13 protein-coding genes are annotated in these 14996 nt (G+C 64.3%); 8 read left to right on the top strand and 5 right to left on the bottom strand.

What is annotated here, in order from left to right; all coding sequences use genetic code 11:
* The first annotated feature begins 43 nt into the window (after window positions 1–43).
* Complete coding sequence (locus tag ACFTWF_RS19660; protein ID WP_378462850.1) at window positions 44–943, top strand: dihydrodipicolinate synthase family protein; 900 nt, start codon at window positions 44–46, stop codon at window positions 941–943.
* Between the two features lie 180 nt (window positions 944–1123).
* The gene (locus tag ACFTWF_RS19655; protein ID WP_378462849.1) at window positions 1124–2158 is read left to right on the top strand and encodes a proline racemase family protein; all 1035 of its coding nucleotides are present in this window, start codon (window positions 1124–1126) and stop codon (window positions 2156–2158) included.
* A gap of 40 nt (window positions 2159–2198) precedes the next feature.
* Here ACFTWF_RS19655 and ACFTWF_RS19650 read toward each other — a convergent pair whose 3' ends face one another.
* The 5 genes from ACFTWF_RS19650 to ACFTWF_RS19630 form a co-directional block, all read right to left on the bottom strand.
* On the bottom strand, window positions 2199–3083 hold the full coding sequence (locus ACFTWF_RS19650) for an LLM class flavin-dependent oxidoreductase (RefSeq protein WP_378462848.1): 885 nt from the start codon (window positions 3081–3083) through the stop codon (window positions 2199–2201).
* A gap of 163 nt (window positions 3084–3246) precedes the next feature.
* On the bottom strand, window positions 3247–3975 hold the full coding sequence (locus tag ACFTWF_RS19645) for a helix-turn-helix transcriptional regulator (RefSeq protein WP_378462903.1): 729 nt from the start codon (window positions 3973–3975) through the stop codon (window positions 3247–3249).
* Window positions 3976–4151: 176 nt separating this feature from the next.
* The gene (locus ACFTWF_RS19640) at window positions 4152–5717 is read right to left on the bottom strand and encodes an APC family permease (RefSeq protein ID WP_378462847.1); all 1566 of its coding nucleotides are present in this window, start codon (window positions 5715–5717) and stop codon (window positions 4152–4154) included.
* 227 nt (window positions 5718–5944) lie between these two features.
* Window positions 5945–7000, bottom strand: coding sequence for a substrate-binding domain-containing protein (locus tag ACFTWF_RS19635; RefSeq protein WP_378462846.1), 1056 nt, complete (start codon window positions 6998–7000; stop codon window positions 5945–5947).
* Between the two features lie 229 nt (window positions 7001–7229).
* A complete protein-coding gene (locus tag ACFTWF_RS19630; protein WP_378462845.1) occupies window positions 7230–7877 on the bottom strand; it encodes an FMN-dependent NADH-azoreductase in 648 nt (215 codons plus the stop codon).
* A 381-nt stretch (window positions 7878–8258) separates the two neighbouring features.
* Here ACFTWF_RS19630 and ACFTWF_RS19625 point away from each other — a divergent pair, with 381 nt between their 5' ends.
* The 6 genes from ACFTWF_RS19625 (at window position 8259) to ACFTWF_RS19600 (ending at window position 14947) form a co-directional block, all read left to right on the top strand.
* Entirely contained in the window at window positions 8259–9092 is an 834-nt protein-coding gene (locus ACFTWF_RS19625; RefSeq protein ID WP_378462844.1) for a mycofactocin-coupled SDR family oxidoreductase, read from the top strand.
* 170 nt (window positions 9093–9262) lie between these two features.
* Window positions 9263–10336 carry an L-glyceraldehyde 3-phosphate reductase gene (mgrA, locus tag ACFTWF_RS19620; RefSeq protein WP_378462843.1) on the top strand — a complete coding sequence of 358 codons (1074 nt, stop codon included), beginning with the start codon at window positions 9263–9265 and terminating at the stop codon, window positions 10334–10336.
* 292 nt (window positions 10337–10628) lie between these two features.
* Window positions 10629–12215: an FAD-dependent oxidoreductase gene (locus tag ACFTWF_RS19615; protein WP_378462842.1), complete on the top strand. Its 1587-nt coding sequence runs from the start codon at window positions 10629–10631 to the stop codon at window positions 12213–12215.
* A gap of 77 nt (window positions 12216–12292) precedes the next feature.
* Window positions 12293–12424 (top strand): hypothetical protein, encoded by a 132-nt coding sequence (locus ACFTWF_RS19610; protein ID WP_378462841.1) that lies wholly within the window; start codon window positions 12293–12295, stop codon window positions 12422–12424.
* A 202-nt stretch (window positions 12425–12626) separates the two neighbouring features.
* Window positions 12627–13307: a ThuA domain-containing protein gene (locus ACFTWF_RS19605; protein ID WP_378462840.1), complete on the top strand. Its 681-nt coding sequence runs from the start codon at window positions 12627–12629 to the stop codon at window positions 13305–13307.
* A gap of 104 nt (window positions 13308–13411) precedes the next feature.
* The gene (locus ACFTWF_RS19600) at window positions 13412–14947 is read left to right on the top strand and encodes a PucR family transcriptional regulator (RefSeq protein ID WP_378462839.1); all 1536 of its coding nucleotides are present in this window, start codon (window positions 13412–13414) and stop codon (window positions 14945–14947) included.
* Window positions 14948–14996: the final 49 nt, after the last annotated feature.

Below are 14996 nucleotides of genomic sequence, written 5' to 3'. Positions count from 1 at the left end.
ATGTAACAATCTTCGATTCCCCCACCACCGAAAAGGACACGACATGACCAAGAAGCTGGGTGGCATCCTCGCCGCCGTCTCCACTCCCTTCGCCCAGGACGGCTCCGTCGACGAGGGTGCACTGCGCAACCACGTCGACTTCCTGATCGAGAACGGACTGCACGGCCTGGTCCCCGGCGGCAGCACCGGAGAGTTCGCCGCACTCACGCTCGACGAGCGCAAGTTCGTCAACACGGTCGTCATCGATCAGGCCGCCGGTCGCGTGCCCGTCGCACCGCAGACCGGATCCACCCGGACGGCGGAGGCCATCGAACTGTCGCGGCACGCGGCCGACGCCGGCGCCGACGCCGTCCTGCTGGTGCAGCCGTTCTACGAGGCCCCCACGCGCCACGAGGTCATCGAGTACTTCGCCACCGTCGGCGAGGCGGCGAACGTCCCGGTGATCGTGTACAACCTGCCCGGTGTCACGGGCATGAACCTCGACCGCCCGTTCTACCGTGAACTGCTCGAACGCACCGACGCCGTCAAGTACATCAAGGACACGTCCGGCTCTATCGAGCAGGCCTTCGACCTCATCTTCAACCTCGGCGACGCCATCGACACGTTCGTCGGCTGGGACACGATCGTGCTGCCCGCCTTCTCCGCCGGGGCGGCCGGCTCCATCTGGGGTGCGCCCAACTTCGCGCCCAGGGAGTGCGTCGCGATCTTCGAACTCGCCAAGGCCGGCAAGTACACCGAGGCCCTCGAAATCTTCAAGCGGCTGTGGAACGTCCTCGACTTCCTCGGCAAGGAGGGCTACGCGGTGGCCACCAAGGCTGCCGCGCAGGCCGTCGGCGTGGACCTCGGGGTGCCCCGGGCTCCGTACGGTGAGCTGCCCGCGGACAAGAAGGAAGAACTCACCAAGCTCATCGCCGAGACCGGACTCACCTACGCCCGCAGCTAGGGCTCGTTACCCAGACCGCGCGCGTTCATACGGAGTGACCCTTCCCCGACACGTGCGCAGAGGCCGGCAGCAACCACCCCTGCTGCCGGCCTCGCCTCTCGCCGGCAGGCGAAAAGAAGTTCAGCCCTGGCAGGCTGGAACCAGGCCACCGCAACACAGACGAACACCCGGAGGAAGATCGTGCGCTGGAGTCGAGTAGTCAACGTAGTGAAGTGTCACGTCGGCGGCGAGATCAACAACGTCGTCACCGGCGGAATCGGCGACGTCCCCGGTTCCACGGTCTTCGAGAAGATGAAGCACTTCCGCGAGCACCGCGACGACCTTCGGCAGTTGCTGCTCCACGAGCCGCGGGGCTCGGTGACCCAGTGCGTCAACTTCGTCGTCCCGGCGACCGACCCCGAGGCCCAGATGGGTTACGTCATCGCCGAGTCGACGGAGTACCCGGCCATGTCGGGCAGCAACACCATGTGCGTCGCCACCGCGCTGCTCGAGACCGGCATGATTCCCATGGTCGAACCGGTCACCGACATCGTGCTGGAGGCACCCGCCGGGCTCATCCGCATTCGCTGCACCTGCGAGAACGGCAAGGTGACGAGCGTCGAATTCGAGAATCAGCCCGCGTTCGCCTACGAGATCGGGGTGCCGCTCGAACTCGACGGCTACGGCACCCTCACCGTCGACGTGGCGTGGGGCGGCATGGCCTACGTGCTCGCCGACGCCGACCAGCTCGGATTGAAGTTGCAGCCCGACGAGGCGCGCGAGATCTGCGACCTCGGGCAGAAACTCAAGACCGCCGCCGCGGAGCAGATCCCCGTGGTGCACCCGACCAATCCCGAGTTCGCCGGCATCACCCAGACCGAATTCGTCGGCCCGCTCTCCCGCACCGACGGGGTGCTGACCGCCCGGAACGCCGTGGTCGTCTCCCCCGGCCGGCTAGACCGCTCGCCCTGCGGCACCGGCACGTCCGCTCGGCTGGCGGTGCTGAAGGCGAAGGGCCTCGTCGAGGTCGGGGAGAAGTTCGTGCACGAATCGGTGATCGGCAGTCGCTTCGAGAGCCGGATCGACAGACTGACGAAGGTCGGAACGTACGACGCCGTGGTCCCCCGCGTGAGCGGTCAGGCGTACATCACCGAACTCAGCCAGGTGGGGCTCGACCCGGCCGACCCGTTCCCCACCGGCTACACCCTGTCCGACACCTGGCCGACCGCCCCCTGACCATGTGAGTGGGAAAGCGTGCTCCGGCACTCTTTCCCACTCACGTGGGGAGGAGGGGGCGGACACTGCGGCCGAGGAACTCGACGAATCCCAGCAGATCCGGTTCGTCCTCGGTCGGCGCGATCGCCACGGAGGTCGCGCCGAGCCCGGCGAGCCTGCGCACCTCCGCGGCGATGGTAGCCGCGGCCCCCGCGACCCCGATTCCCGCGTCGACCGGTTTCTCCCACCGCGCCACTTCCTCGTCCACCCGCCGCTGCGCGCCGTCGCCGGTCGCGGCGATCTTCGGAACGACCATCGGATGGGACGACACCCGGTCGACGCCGATCTCCTCCACGATCAGATCGCGGGTGTCGCGGATGTCGGCGTCGCTGACGGCGGACGTGACCAGGTTGCCGTCGCCCAGACGCGCCGCGAGGCGTATCGACTTGGGGCCCTCGCCGCCGAGCATCAACGGAACCCGTTCGGTGGGAGGCCAGTCGAGTTTCACTCCGTCGAGCCGGACGTACCGCCCCTGCGTGCTCACCGTCTCGCCGTCGAGCAGCGCCCGCAACGCCACGGTGTACTCCTCGAGAAGGGTCATCGGCGACGACGCGCGGGCGCCCACCTGCTCCATCCAACGCTGCACGCCGTGCCCGACGCCCGCGATCACCCGGCCGGGGAACAACCGGGAGAGCGTGGCGATCTCCATCGCGGTGAGAGCGACATTGCGCAACGGGACGGGCATCAACCCCACGCCGACGTGGATTCGCTCCGTCCACGCGAGCGCGGCGGCCGCCGACGCGATGCCGCTCTCCTTGAAACAGTCCTCCCACAGCCAGATCTCGTCGAGACCACTCTCCTCGGCGACCCGCGCGAAATCCCTCAGCCGCTCGGGTTCGATCGTCGGGATGAACGTCACGCCCAGTCGCGGCACCGCACTCGTCATCGATCCATCATGAGGGATGACGTCCGGCCTGCGCCGGGCATCGTCACGATTCCCGCAGCCGGGCCGTGCTCGAACGGACGACGAGAGACGTCTTCATCAACGACCGTGTGCGGGTGCCCAGTCGGTCGCGGGGCAAGGCGAGACGACCTCGCTGTGAGTGCGCTCATCGCACGTCGATCAGCTTCGCCGCCGCTTCCTGCCGACTGGTGACATTCAGTTTCTTGAGAATGTTGGCGACATGGAATCGAACCGTGTTCTCGCTGATGCCCAGCTTCTCGGCGATGGATCTGTTCCGCTCTCCTCGGGCGACAATGTTGAGCACATCGCACTCGCGGTCGTTCAGAACGGCCAGTGGATGCTCGCGCGGAAGATGCGCGCGGCTGAGCGTCTGTTGTCCGATGATGTGCGTCATCACAATTTCCGTTCCCCACCGGGGTGTGCAGCGTACATCGGTGCGGTCGGGTCGGGGGACACCGCCGAGATCGATTTCGTTTCGTAGCCAATGCTCGTCGAGCTCGCCGGGACCGTCATCGCGAACGGTGACGATCAGCTGGGTTGTACCGACATACCACGTGATGTGGAACCGCTTGACCCGCGGTTGAGTACAGAGCAGGTAGACCGCCTGAGTGACGAAGCGGCCCGCCGTGCCCGCAGCTCGCCTGTCGACGGTGCTTACCGATTTTGCATCCAGTAGATAATCGATGCGCACCTGCTGGCTGACTTGCAAGGGCTGCAGTTCGGTGCGCAGGGACTCGAGTGCGACTGCGGACAATTCCCGGCGTGAGTTGCTCCGGGATCTGTGCGAAGTCGGAGATTCGGTGAGGAGTCGCACAGCGGATGTCAGCGCGAGGTCGCGAGCCTCGTCGTCGGGAAGTTCGTGGTCCCTGAGCACGCGAATCAACTGCAGTAGTCCGTCGGTGCGTCCTGCGCCGGATCCCGCACCGGCCTGTGTGGCGAATTGCTCTCTCATGGAGACGTCCTCCTCATCGAGGTCGCTACGGAAGGAGCCGGGCCCCAGAAAGCTACTGGCGACCCGGCTCTGCGAAGGCCTTCCGTATTGCTGCCGGTCTAGCGCGCTGTTGCGTTCTCCGTGAGGTGCTGACGGGCCACCCGAATTCGGTCCGCGACCTCGATCGCGTCACCTTCGGGAGCATTCGATTTCAGTTGAGGTTTGGTGATGAGCATGTATGTCAAGCCCAGGGCGGAAACGATGATGAAGCCGAGCAGCGCGGTCCATCGGTCGAAGAATGGAAGGTTGGCCGCACCAGTGGGTTTGGCAAGCATGATGCACGCGAGAATCCCGTAGGCGAGCGCAGCGACGTTGATGACCATCCCGAAGCGGCCGAGGTTCCAGATGCCTGCCGGCCGCCAACCTCGGATCCGGGCCCGCAGTGCGGCCAGAACCACCATCTGAAAGGCGACGTAACCGGCCAGCACCTGGAAGGCTGCGATGCGAAGCAATCCGTCGGGTGAGAAGTAGTTGAACACCGTCAGCAGGACCGGCACGACGTTGATCGCGAGAAGCGCGTTCACCGGGAGGTGGTGCCGGGTTTCCGACACCTTCTTGAAGATGCGGCTACCGGGGAACATGTCGTCGCGAGCGAACGAGAAGACCAGCCGGCTGGCGGCGGCCTGCTGGCTCATCACCCCGGCGAGGAAGGAAGTCAGAGCGACCACGAGGAAGATCTTGGTTCCCACGGTGCCGATGGAGTCCTGCATGATCGTCGGGATCGGGTTGCTGTCGTCTCCGGAGATGATTGCCGGGAGGTTGGGCGCCGCCAGGACGAAGCCGCCGTAGGCAAGTAGTGCCGCTGCCCCACCGATCCCAACGGTCATCTGCATTGCGCGGGGGATGCTACGCGCGGGGTTGGGGGTTTCTTCTGCGACTTCACCACACGCTTCGAAGCCATAGAAGAGGAGGAGCCCCACGAGAGATGCACCCAGGAACGCTTTGATGTAACCGTCGGAACCGCCGGCGCCCAAGCTGTCGAAGAAGACGGAGAATTCCTGCTTACGTTCGAACACCAGCAGGTACAACCCGACCACGATGATGCCGATCAGCTCGCCGGCCAGCCCGATCTTCGCGATCAGCGCCAGGGTGCGTGTCCCGGTCAAGTTGAACAGGAGGCAGATACCGAGCATGGCGAGCGTGATCCACAGCTTTTCGGTGGGTGTGGCCGTGACACTCGGCTCGTCTGCCGTGCCCTTGAACAGGCTGACCACGAAGTCCGACCCGAACAGGGCGGTGGTCGCGATGGCGATCATGATGCACCAGATGTACTGCCACGACATCTGCCACGCGTACCTCCCGCCCCACAGGCGCCGAGCCCATTGGTAGATACCGCCGGCGAGAGGGAACTGCGAGACGATCTCGCCGAAGACCAAGGCGACGAGGAACTGCCCCATCCCGACGAGGATGATCCAGAAGATCGCCGGCGGGCCGGCGATGGCGAGGCCCACACCGAACATGGCGACCACACCGACCATCGGTGAGAGGTAAACGAATCCGAGAGCGAAGTTGCCCCACAGGCTGATCTTCCGCTCGAAGGTTTGCTCGTATCCGAGAGATTTCAGATACGCCTCGTCAGCGTCGAGGGTCTTCGCCTCTGACGGCGAAATGTCAGGACTAGTCATTGATGTGCTCCAGCTAGTTGTCGCCTGGAAGGATCATGGCGAATGGATTTCTTGCGTGAGGGTGATCCGATCAGGGCAGAAGATAATCGTTTCACCTTGTGACCTAAGCCTCAACCATTCCGGGTGCCAGGGCTAGACACAATCCGGGCGAAGCTCCACGGACTTATGCACATTGTGTGCAACTCGGCGGAGTCCCGAGCGCCCAGACACTTCAGGGGCGCCCCGAATCAGCCGATAGGGGGCTTTCCTGTGGTCTCGCGCTCGACGAGCTCCGTGTCCAGGGTGACCCGCCGGCGGGTTCCGGTTCCGTCGATCTGTTCCAGGAGCATGGATGCGGCCCTTCGCCCCTTCTCCACCAAAGGCTGCCGAATGGTGGTCATACGCCACATTTCAGCGATCGGCGCATCGTCGAATCCGATGACGGAGATTTCTTCCGGCACCTTGATCTGTTGCCGGTGGAGTACCTCGAGCGCAGCTGCCGCATGAACGTCGGATGTGGCGACGATTCCGGTGACCTGAGCGCGCGCGAGGATCCGCTCCGTGGCCAGCGTGCCACTGCTCCGGTCGATGCCCCCGGCTCCTTCGATGATCAGGTCATCGGCCGCTATCCCGTACTCACGGCAAGCGTCGAAGTATCCCAGCAGTCGTTCTTGGACCACTCGTTCTGTGGCACCCTTGACGCGCTCGGGGAGGATCGGTCCCGGACCTCCCCCGTAATGAAGCCGGTCCGCGATCACCGCGATCCTGCGGTGACCGAGCTCGAGGAGATGGGACATCTGGGCGCATCCGGCCTTGCGGTCGTTGATACCCACGTACGGCAACTTGCTCGACTTCGGAGAGTCGATGGCCACGGCTGGAATACCCCGCTCGATCAGCACGTCGATCATCGGATGGCTTATCGGGACGTTGTGAATGACGACCCCGTCGACCAACCCGCGCACTGCCGGCGACTTGTGCTCGGTGATCAACTGGTCGCCACCTGCGAGCGGCAGCAACGTCAAGGCCACGTCTGCGAGTTCGCCGACTTCGACGATGCCTTTCATCAACAGTGTGGACGACGGGTCGTCGAGTGCGTGGACGAGCGAGTCGGTGACCATGACGCCGACAGCTCCCACGCGTCCAGACCGCAGGCTGCTACCCATGATGTGTGGGCCCGTGTAGCCGATCTGGCCGGCGATCTCATAGATGTGCGCTCGCCGTTGCGGGGACACTTTCGGAGAGTTGCTGTAGGCGTACGACACAGCGGCCAGCGAGACTCCCGCCGCCGCTGCAACATCCTTCATCGTGACCACAGCTGCAGTCCCCTATCTCGCTTCTTTGCCGATGGTCGACAACATGTTTCTCGGTACCCGTGCGCGTTCGGTCGCCGAACGCACTTTCGGGCCTGAGTCCATCGTATTGCCGATTGTTACATATGGACAGCTGTCCAATTTGCGACTGCCCCCGCGGGGACGCCGCGAGGGTCAGGAATATTCGATTGAGCATCCGCTCATTCACCAACCGGTAGATCGATCAGCTCTTCGCCAGCCTCGTCGCTGCTGCGACGACCGATTCGCGCGCCGAAGCGAGACTGCGCTGTGCGTCTGCGACGAAGCCGTTCAGCTCCGGGATGGTCTCCGCAAGGGTGAGTTCGGCAGTGACCACTTCGACCTCCATCTTGAAGGCTTCCCCGAGGAGGAGCACCAGAGGAGGGACCGCGTGATCGGCATCCGGGTTGGCAGTGCCGGGCCCGTACTGGTCGCCGCGACTGGAAACGATGACGGCGGGTTTGCCCGCCAACGGCTGAGACTCGTCATCGAAAGGAGTAGTCGTGCCCAGAACGTGCACGTAGTCCATCCACGCTTTCAACGTCGACGGCAAAGACCAGTTGTACATCGGCGCTCCGATCACCACCACATCAGCACTGACGAGTTCGTCGATCAGCTCGCGCTGCAGCGACTCGACTCCCGCGTCGACCGTCGGCTGCGCCGAACGAAGACGAGGCGCCCAGTGCAGTGCGGGGTGCGGCAGGTGCGGCGGCGGCTGCCGATGCAGGTCTCGCCGGACGACGGTGTTCGCCGGATCGGCCGTCGCCCAGGTTTCGGCGAACAGCTGCGTCAGCTGCCTGGACACCGACGTGTCCAGGTCGGCCGAAGAGTCGATCAGAAGTAGTTTCGACATCGTCACTCCTAACGAGGACGGTTGATCCGCCCAGTGGGATGGTCGGCGGATGGCAGAACCAGCAGCGCGCCGATGGATCGCCATCCGAGAATTCTCACTCCATTTGTAGATTGCGCTAGCTCGCCGGCACATCCTAGTGATACGCTTCACCAGGCGTTAGTGAAGCGTATCACCACACGTGAGCCTGTCAATCCCGTTCTCGAACCAATGAACACCCGTTGACGAATCACCTTTAGGTGATACGATTCACTACCGAATAACGGCCCGCCAGTCAGCCTTTCGAGGCAACCGGGCCAGAAGGTGGTCGAAGCGGACTTCGATTACCCACGGGCATCCCACGCCCGCCACCACAACTCGCAACAAAACGAATGAGAGAAGACCATGGGTCAGCTGGATGGAAAAGTCGTCTTCATCACCGGTGTCGCTCGCGGGCAGGGACGATCACACGCCCTCACACTGGCGCGCGAGGGTGCGAACATCATCGGCCTGGATCTGTGCCGCAAACTCGGCTCCACCGCCTACCCCGGCGCAACGGATGAGGATCTGCAGGAGACTGTCCGCCTGATCAAGGAGACCGGACAGGAAATCGTCGTCACCCAAGCTGACGTGCGAGACTTCGACCAGGTCAAGGCCGCCTTCGACGCCGGCATCGAGCAGTTCGGTCGTGTCGACATCGTCCTTCCCAACGCCGGCATCTGCTCAGGAGGTCTGACCTGGGAACTCGGCGAGGACGAATGGCGAGAGATGATCGACATCAACCTCACGGGCGTCTGGCACGCCATCAAGGCTGCGGTGCCGAAGATGATCGAGCAAGGCGAGGGCGGCTCGGTCGTCTTCACCGGGTCGACCGAGGCACTGAAGGGCGCCGCCAACATCTCGTCGTACTCCGCATCCAAGCACGGCGTGACCGGGTTGATGACCTCGTTGGCACGCGAACTCGGTGAGTACAACATCCGGGTCAATTCGGTGAACCCGACCTGCGTCGACACGAACATGATCAACAACGACTTCGTTTACGGCCTCTTCCGGCCGGACCTCGAGAAGCCCACCCGTGCAGATGTGGAGGGCGCATTCACCGGCACTCACATTCTGCCCGTGCCGTGGATCGAGCCCAAGGATGTCAGCGAGGCCATCCTGTACCTCGTTTCGGACGCCGGCCGGTACATCACCGCTACCGCCTTGCCGATCGACGCTGGATTCATCGTCAAGTCCTGAGACCCCAGCCCTCCCGAGTCACTCGGATGCCCGGCCGCAGAGCGAACTATCGGCCGCGGCCGGGCATCCGGCGTCGTCGACCGCCTCACCCATCGGCTATCCGCAGCACCTACCTGTCGATTGCACACATCTTCTCGCCTGCCGCGCTTCCGATCACCGCTGGAGCCAAAGTGGACCGCCCGTCACCGTATTACGCCGCACACGTACCCGACATTCACCGGCCGTATGCCGCGGCCGAAGACCGATACCAACACCTCGACTATCGACGGGTGGGAAATACCGGGCTCTTGCTTCCGGCAATCTCCCTGGGGCTGTGGTACAACTTCGGCGACAACCGGACATTCGACAGCCAGCGCGAGGTGCTCCGGCACGCATTCGACCGCGGAATCACTCACTTCGATCTGGCCAACAATTACGGCCCTCCGTACGGATCGGCCGAAGAGAACCTCGGAAGGATGCTGCGAACGGACTTCAAGTCCTACCGCGACGAACTCATCATCTCGACCAAGGCCGGCTGGGACATGTGGCCCGGGCCCTACGGCAATGGCGGGTCTCGCAAGTACATGCTTGCCAGCCTCGACGCGTCGCTGGAACGGATGAGCGTTGACTACGTCGACATCTTCTACTCCCACCGTGCCGACCCCGACACCCCCGTCGAGGAGACCGTCGGCGCGCTCGACACGGCGGTCAGGCAGGGCAAAGCCCTCTACGTCGGGATTTCGTCCTACTCGGCCGCGCGGACGGGCAAGGCGATCGAAGTCGCCCGAGAACTCGGCACGCCACTGGTAGTGCACCAGCCCGCGTACTCGCTGCTCAACCGCTGGGTCGAACGCGACCTCCTGACAGTCTTGCGCGACAACGGGATCGGATCAATCGGATTCAGCGTGCTGGCACAGGGTCTGCTGTCGGACCGCTACGTCGACAACACTCGACCGGACCGCGCCGTCAACCGTCCCACCCTGCGGTCCGAGATGCTCACCGACGACATGCTGCGAAGAATTCGTGCCCTGTCCGGGATCGCCCGTGAGCGAGACCAGTCACTTGCACAGATGGCCCTGTCGTGGGCACTGCGCCCGGGTGGCGTCACCTCCGCGCTCGTCGGTGTTTCGACCGTCGAGCAGATCGACGAGAACATCGCGGCCGCAGCACACACCACTTTCACCGCAGACGAGCTGGCCGCCATCGACGAGTACGCCGAAGACAGTGCTGCACTCGATATGTGGTCCGCCTCGTCGACGCTGTAGCGATTCGGCAGGCGGTCGACAGACATCGAAGGGCTGCCGTGAACATATCGACTCGCGTACTACTAGTGATACGATTAACTAATCATTGAATGCCTCCCGCTCCTCGCATCTCGGACACCGATCCTCGTCTCGATACGCCTCGAACAAGGAGACGGTTGCGGGCACCCCGGGTTCCGGCAGGACGTAGCGGGCGGCCCCCGAGGCCCGCAGGTGGGACTTCCCTCGTGCCGCCGTACATCGAGGACGAGGGGTAGACGAGCACTCAGGCCATCCGAGACAAGGAACAGCAGTTGTGAGAACCACCGGGCACGATCAGATCGACGCGTACGACCCACTCCGCACCGGTGCGGTGCTCGAGGTAGGCGATACCGACACCGTCACCGCCGACGTGGTAATCATCGGATCCGGCATGGGCGGGTCCACGCTCGCATGGGAACTGCGTGACCGTGACGTCGACGTCCTGGTCGTCGAGCGCGGGCGGTTCCTTCCCCGCGAGGCGGAGAACTCGCAGGCCGCCGAAATGTTCCTCGCAGGCCGCTACAAGACGGCCGAACCCTGGTTCGACGGGAAGACTGGGGAGTCGTTCCAACCGGGGGTCTACTACTGGGTGGGCGGCAACACCAAGTTCTACGGTGGCAGCCTGCCCCGGTTCCGCGCATCGGACTTCGAGGAAACCCAGCACTACGATGGGATCTCCCCGAAATGGCCGTTCCACTACGAAGACCTCGAACCGTTCTACGCCGAGGCGGAACGGCTGTACCAGGTGCACGGGAACGACGGCGAGGATCCGACTGAACCGCCGCGGTCGTCGCCGTACCCGCTGCCGCCCTTGCCGCACGAACCGACGATCGAACGGTTCGCTACGTCGCTGCGCGCGCAGGGTTTGCATCCGTTCCACTCACCGAACGCAATGAACCTGACGACGCAGGAACAACGGCGACAGGCAACAGCAGCGGACGGTACACCGTCGCAGACCGACCACAAGAGCGAGGCGGAGAACCGGGCGCTGCGCCCGGCCCTCGAGTCGGAGAAGGTACGCCTGCTCACCGAGGCAAAGGTGACACGGCTACTCACCGATCCAACCGGATCTCGAATCGTCGCCGCCGAAGCAGCGTTCCGTGGACGTACTCTCCGGATCGTCGCGAACCAGTTCGTCGTTTCGGCAGGCGCGGTGAACTCGGCCGCGCTACTGCTCCGCTCGGCGAACGAACAGAATCCGAACGGCCTCGGCAACTCGTCCGGTCTGCTGGGGCGAAACTACATGGTGCACAACAGCACGTTCTTCATGGGCCTCAACCCGCTGCGGAAGAACACGACCGCATGGCAGAAGACGTTGGGCATCAACGACTGGTACGTCGCAGGTCCGGCGAACGAGTACCCGCTCGGCAACCTACAGATGCTCGGCAAGCTTCAGGCCGCGCACGTCAAGAGCGCTCGTCCGTGGGCGCCGATGTGGGCACTGAGCATGGTCACCGACCGCAGCCTCGACATCTACCTCACTACCGAAGACCTACCGACCCCGACCAATCGGGTCCGCGTCGACGGCGAGCGAATCGTCGTCGACTGGACTCCCAACAACGTTGCCCCGCATCGAGAACTGGTACGCCGGGTGTCGGCGGCAGTGAGGAAGGCCGGGTATCCGATCATCCTTACCGAACGCATGGGGATCGCGACGAACTCGCACATGTGCGGGACCGCGGTCGCCGGGATCGACCCATCGACGAGCGTCCTCGATCCCACGTGCCGCAGCCACGACATCGGCAACCTGTGGGTCGTGGACGGTTCATTCTTCCCCTCGTCCGCCGCACTCAATCCGGCGCTGACCATCGCCGCCAACGCCCTCCGGGTGGCCCCGGAGATCGCCGCAGCGGCCCAGTAGAGGACCGGCGTCGGCGTTCGGCACGACCGTCTGCGTTTCTCCCTCGATTACCGTCCGATCCACTGGTGGAGTAGCTCATGGAAGCTTTGGGAATCATCGCTGTTCTCGTAGGTGTCCCCATCGTCATCGTTCCGGCCGTGTACCTGTTCCTCGCTGCACTGGCAGTCGTCGAACAACGCCGACTCGACCTCGAAACCGAATGTCGCTGATCGCCCGCTGATCCAGCGCGACTCGACCGGATCCCCAGCCGGAGCGTCATTGACGCTGCGGCATAGAACATTTCTGCATGAGAGCCCTTCTGCGTGTCGTCGGGATTATTTGCCAGACGAGCGCAAGTGGGGTTGACCCGAATCAACGAGGTGATACGATTCACCACCAAAGGTGAACCGTATCACTAAAGGAGTTCGTACGATGACCAATGTCCTGTACCTGTACGGCGGCTGGCCCGGGCACTACCCCTACGACATCGCGGCCTGGTCCCGCGACCTGTTCGATGAACTCGACTTCGACGTCGAGGAGTCGCAGGACATCTTCACTCTGGACCGCGACCTGTCGGGCTACGACCTCATCGTGCTCGGATGGAACAACGCACTGACCACCGAGGACCTCAGCGACTCCCAGGAAAAGAACCTGCTCGACGCCGTCGCGGCGGGAACGGGCGTCGCCGCCTGGCACGGCGCGGCCGCCGCGTTCCGGGCAAGCCTGAAGTACCACTTCCTCCTCGGCGGCGACTTCATCGAACACCCCGGGGGCGAGGCGTACCCGCAGCCGTACCGGGTGACCATCACCGACCGGGACCACGAGGTCACCGCGGATGTCGAGGACTTCGACGTCGCGTCCGAGCAGTACTACATGCACGTCGACCCCAACAACCATGTTCTCGCCGAAACAGTGTTCACGGGCGAGCACCTGCCGTGGCTGGAAGGACTGCGCAGCCCTGTCTCCTGGGTGCGCGACTGGGGCACGGGACGGGTCTTCTACCACTCGATCGGCCACACGCCCGCCGACCTCGCAGACCCGAGCATCCGCCGTCTGACCAAGCAGGGATTGCGCTACGCCGCCCGCGCGACGAAGCCATCCGAAAACGACTGACGCGCAGAATCTTCCATGGCTAGATGAGTGCGTCGCGGGAACCCGTAGCGAGAGGCCGAGGCCGGTTCGCATTCTGGATTACACACTTTGCATGTGGGTGAGAGATGGATTTCACGGTCGCCGACGCACTCGAACTCGACCTCCTGAAGAAGGCAGGTGCTCGAGTACTGACGGGTGGTGACAACCTCGATCGCGAGGTCCGCTGGGTGCACTCGTCGGAGATTTCGGACATCGCGCGCTTTCTTCGCGGCGGCGAGCTCCTCCTCACCGCCGGACTCGGGATGGGGAACACCGCAGCCCTCCAGCAGGTCTTCGTTCGCGCCGTGGCGCGAGCGGGGGCCGCTGCCCTCGTCATCGAAGAGTCGGGGCGGATGTTCGACCGCGTCCCGGACGCCGTCATCGAGGAAGGCGCGACGTGCGGGCTTCCGATTGTGGCACTGTCCCAAGAGGTACCGTTCGCAGGCGTCTCGGCGCAGGTCCACGAGATCCTCACGAACATTCGGCTGAGCGCACTCACGCGTGAGCGAGAAGTGGAGTCGACCTTCTCCGAGCTTCTGCTGATGGGGGCGGACTCACTCGCGATCGTTCGAACACTGTCCCGTCTCACAGGTGGCGCGGTCGTGCTCGAGAACATCGTGAACAGGGTGACGGCCTACGTCGGGGACCTGAACGGGGTGGAGATCGAAGCGTGGGAACGCCACGCGCGCGGGCTCCACAGCGATGATGCCGAATGCGTACGCCGGCCGGTACTGATGCGCGGCCAACCGTGGGGGTGGATCCACGTCCTGCTCGGTGCGTCCGCCGATCGCGACGGCGTGGTGTTCGCGGTGGAACGGGGGGCGGCCGCGGTCGCGATCTCTCTCTTGACCGATCGGAGCCGTGAGGCACGCGACGACCAACGTAGTACGTCGCTCATCACGCGGCTGCTGCTGGGCGACCTGACGGGCGTCGAGTTCGTCGAGCAGGCGAGCCGCCTCGGCTGTCAACTCGGCTCGGGCCTCATCCTCGTCGCCATTGCCAACAAAGATCACCGAGATGATGCCTCGACCGGCACCCGGTTCCCCCGCCGGGACGACGTCGCGGTGATCAGCGCGGATTTGGGCGAGTACACCGTGGCCGTGACGTCCGCCAAGACCGACCGGGAGAGCCTGCTCGGATACCTGGGCGACGCAGCGCAGGGTGGCGGAGTGAGCCGTGCCGTGGCAGCACAGATGCTCCCCGTAGCGGTCACGCAGGCCAAGAGTGCCGCCGCGGTCGCCCGATCGCTGCCGAGCACCCCCATTCTCGACTTCGACGACCTCGGAGTGGAACGGTTATTGGTCGCACTTGCCCAGGGGCCGGAATTGGCGAGTTACGTCGAGGACGAGATCGGTCCGCTGCTGACGAAGGACGCCCGCTCCTCCGCTCCCCTGTTGCCTACGCTGCGCGCGTTCCTCGAGGTGGACGGTCGCAAGACCGAGGCGGCCGAGAGCCTGTTCATCCAGCGCCGCACCCTCTACAACCGACTCACGCGAATCTCGGAGATCCTCGGCAAGTCACTCGACGACGCGGCAACCCGCCAGAGCTTGTTGCTGGCGGTCAAGGGTCTCGACCTGTTGGAGGGGTCCTCCGTCGTGTCGCGCCGGTCCTCACCCCGCTAGTCGATCTGCGTCACCGAGGAATCGCTCCCTCAGGCATCACTTCTCGACG

It is taken from the genome of Rhodococcus sp. NPDC056960 (assembly GCF_042674125.1).
Classification (GTDB): domain Bacteria; phylum Actinomycetota; class Actinomycetes; order Mycobacteriales; family Mycobacteriaceae; genus Rhodococcus_F.
This window is presented reverse-complemented; position numbering and strand designations above follow the sequence as displayed.

Bases quoted from the DNA above. Each gene is read 5' to 3' on its own strand.
- ACFTWF_RS19605 (WP_378462840.1), top strand. From the start codon at position 12,627: ATGACCAATGTCCTGTACCTGTACGGCGGCTGGCCCGGGCACTACCCC.
- ACFTWF_RS19635 (WP_378462846.1), bottom strand. From the start codon at position 7,000: ATGAAGGATGTTGCAGCGGCGGCGGGAGTCTCGCTGGCCGCTGTGTCG.
- ACFTWF_RS19640 (WP_378462847.1), bottom strand. From the start codon at position 5,717: ATGACTAGTCCTGACATTTCGCCGTCAGAGGCGAAGACCCTCGACGCT.
- ACFTWF_RS19625 (WP_378462844.1), top strand. From the start codon at position 8,259: ATGGGTCAGCTGGATGGAAAAGTCGTCTTCATCACCGGTGTCGCTCGC.
- ACFTWF_RS19610 (WP_378462841.1), top strand. From the start codon at position 12,293: ATGGAAGCTTTGGGAATCATCGCTGTTCTCGTAGGTGTCCCCATCGTC.
- ACFTWF_RS19630 (WP_378462845.1), bottom strand. From the start codon at position 7,877: ATGTCGAAACTACTTCTGATCGACTCTTCGGCCGACCTGGACACGTCG.
- ACFTWF_RS19660 (WP_378462850.1), top strand. From the start codon at position 44: ATGACCAAGAAGCTGGGTGGCATCCTCGCCGCCGTCTCCACTCCCTTC.
- ACFTWF_RS19600 (WP_378462839.1), top strand. From the start codon at position 13,412: ATGGATTTCACGGTCGCCGACGCACTCGAACTCGACCTCCTGAAGAAG.
- ACFTWF_RS19650 (WP_378462848.1), bottom strand. From the start codon at position 3,083: ATGACGAGTGCGGTGCCGCGACTGGGCGTGACGTTCATCCCGACGATC.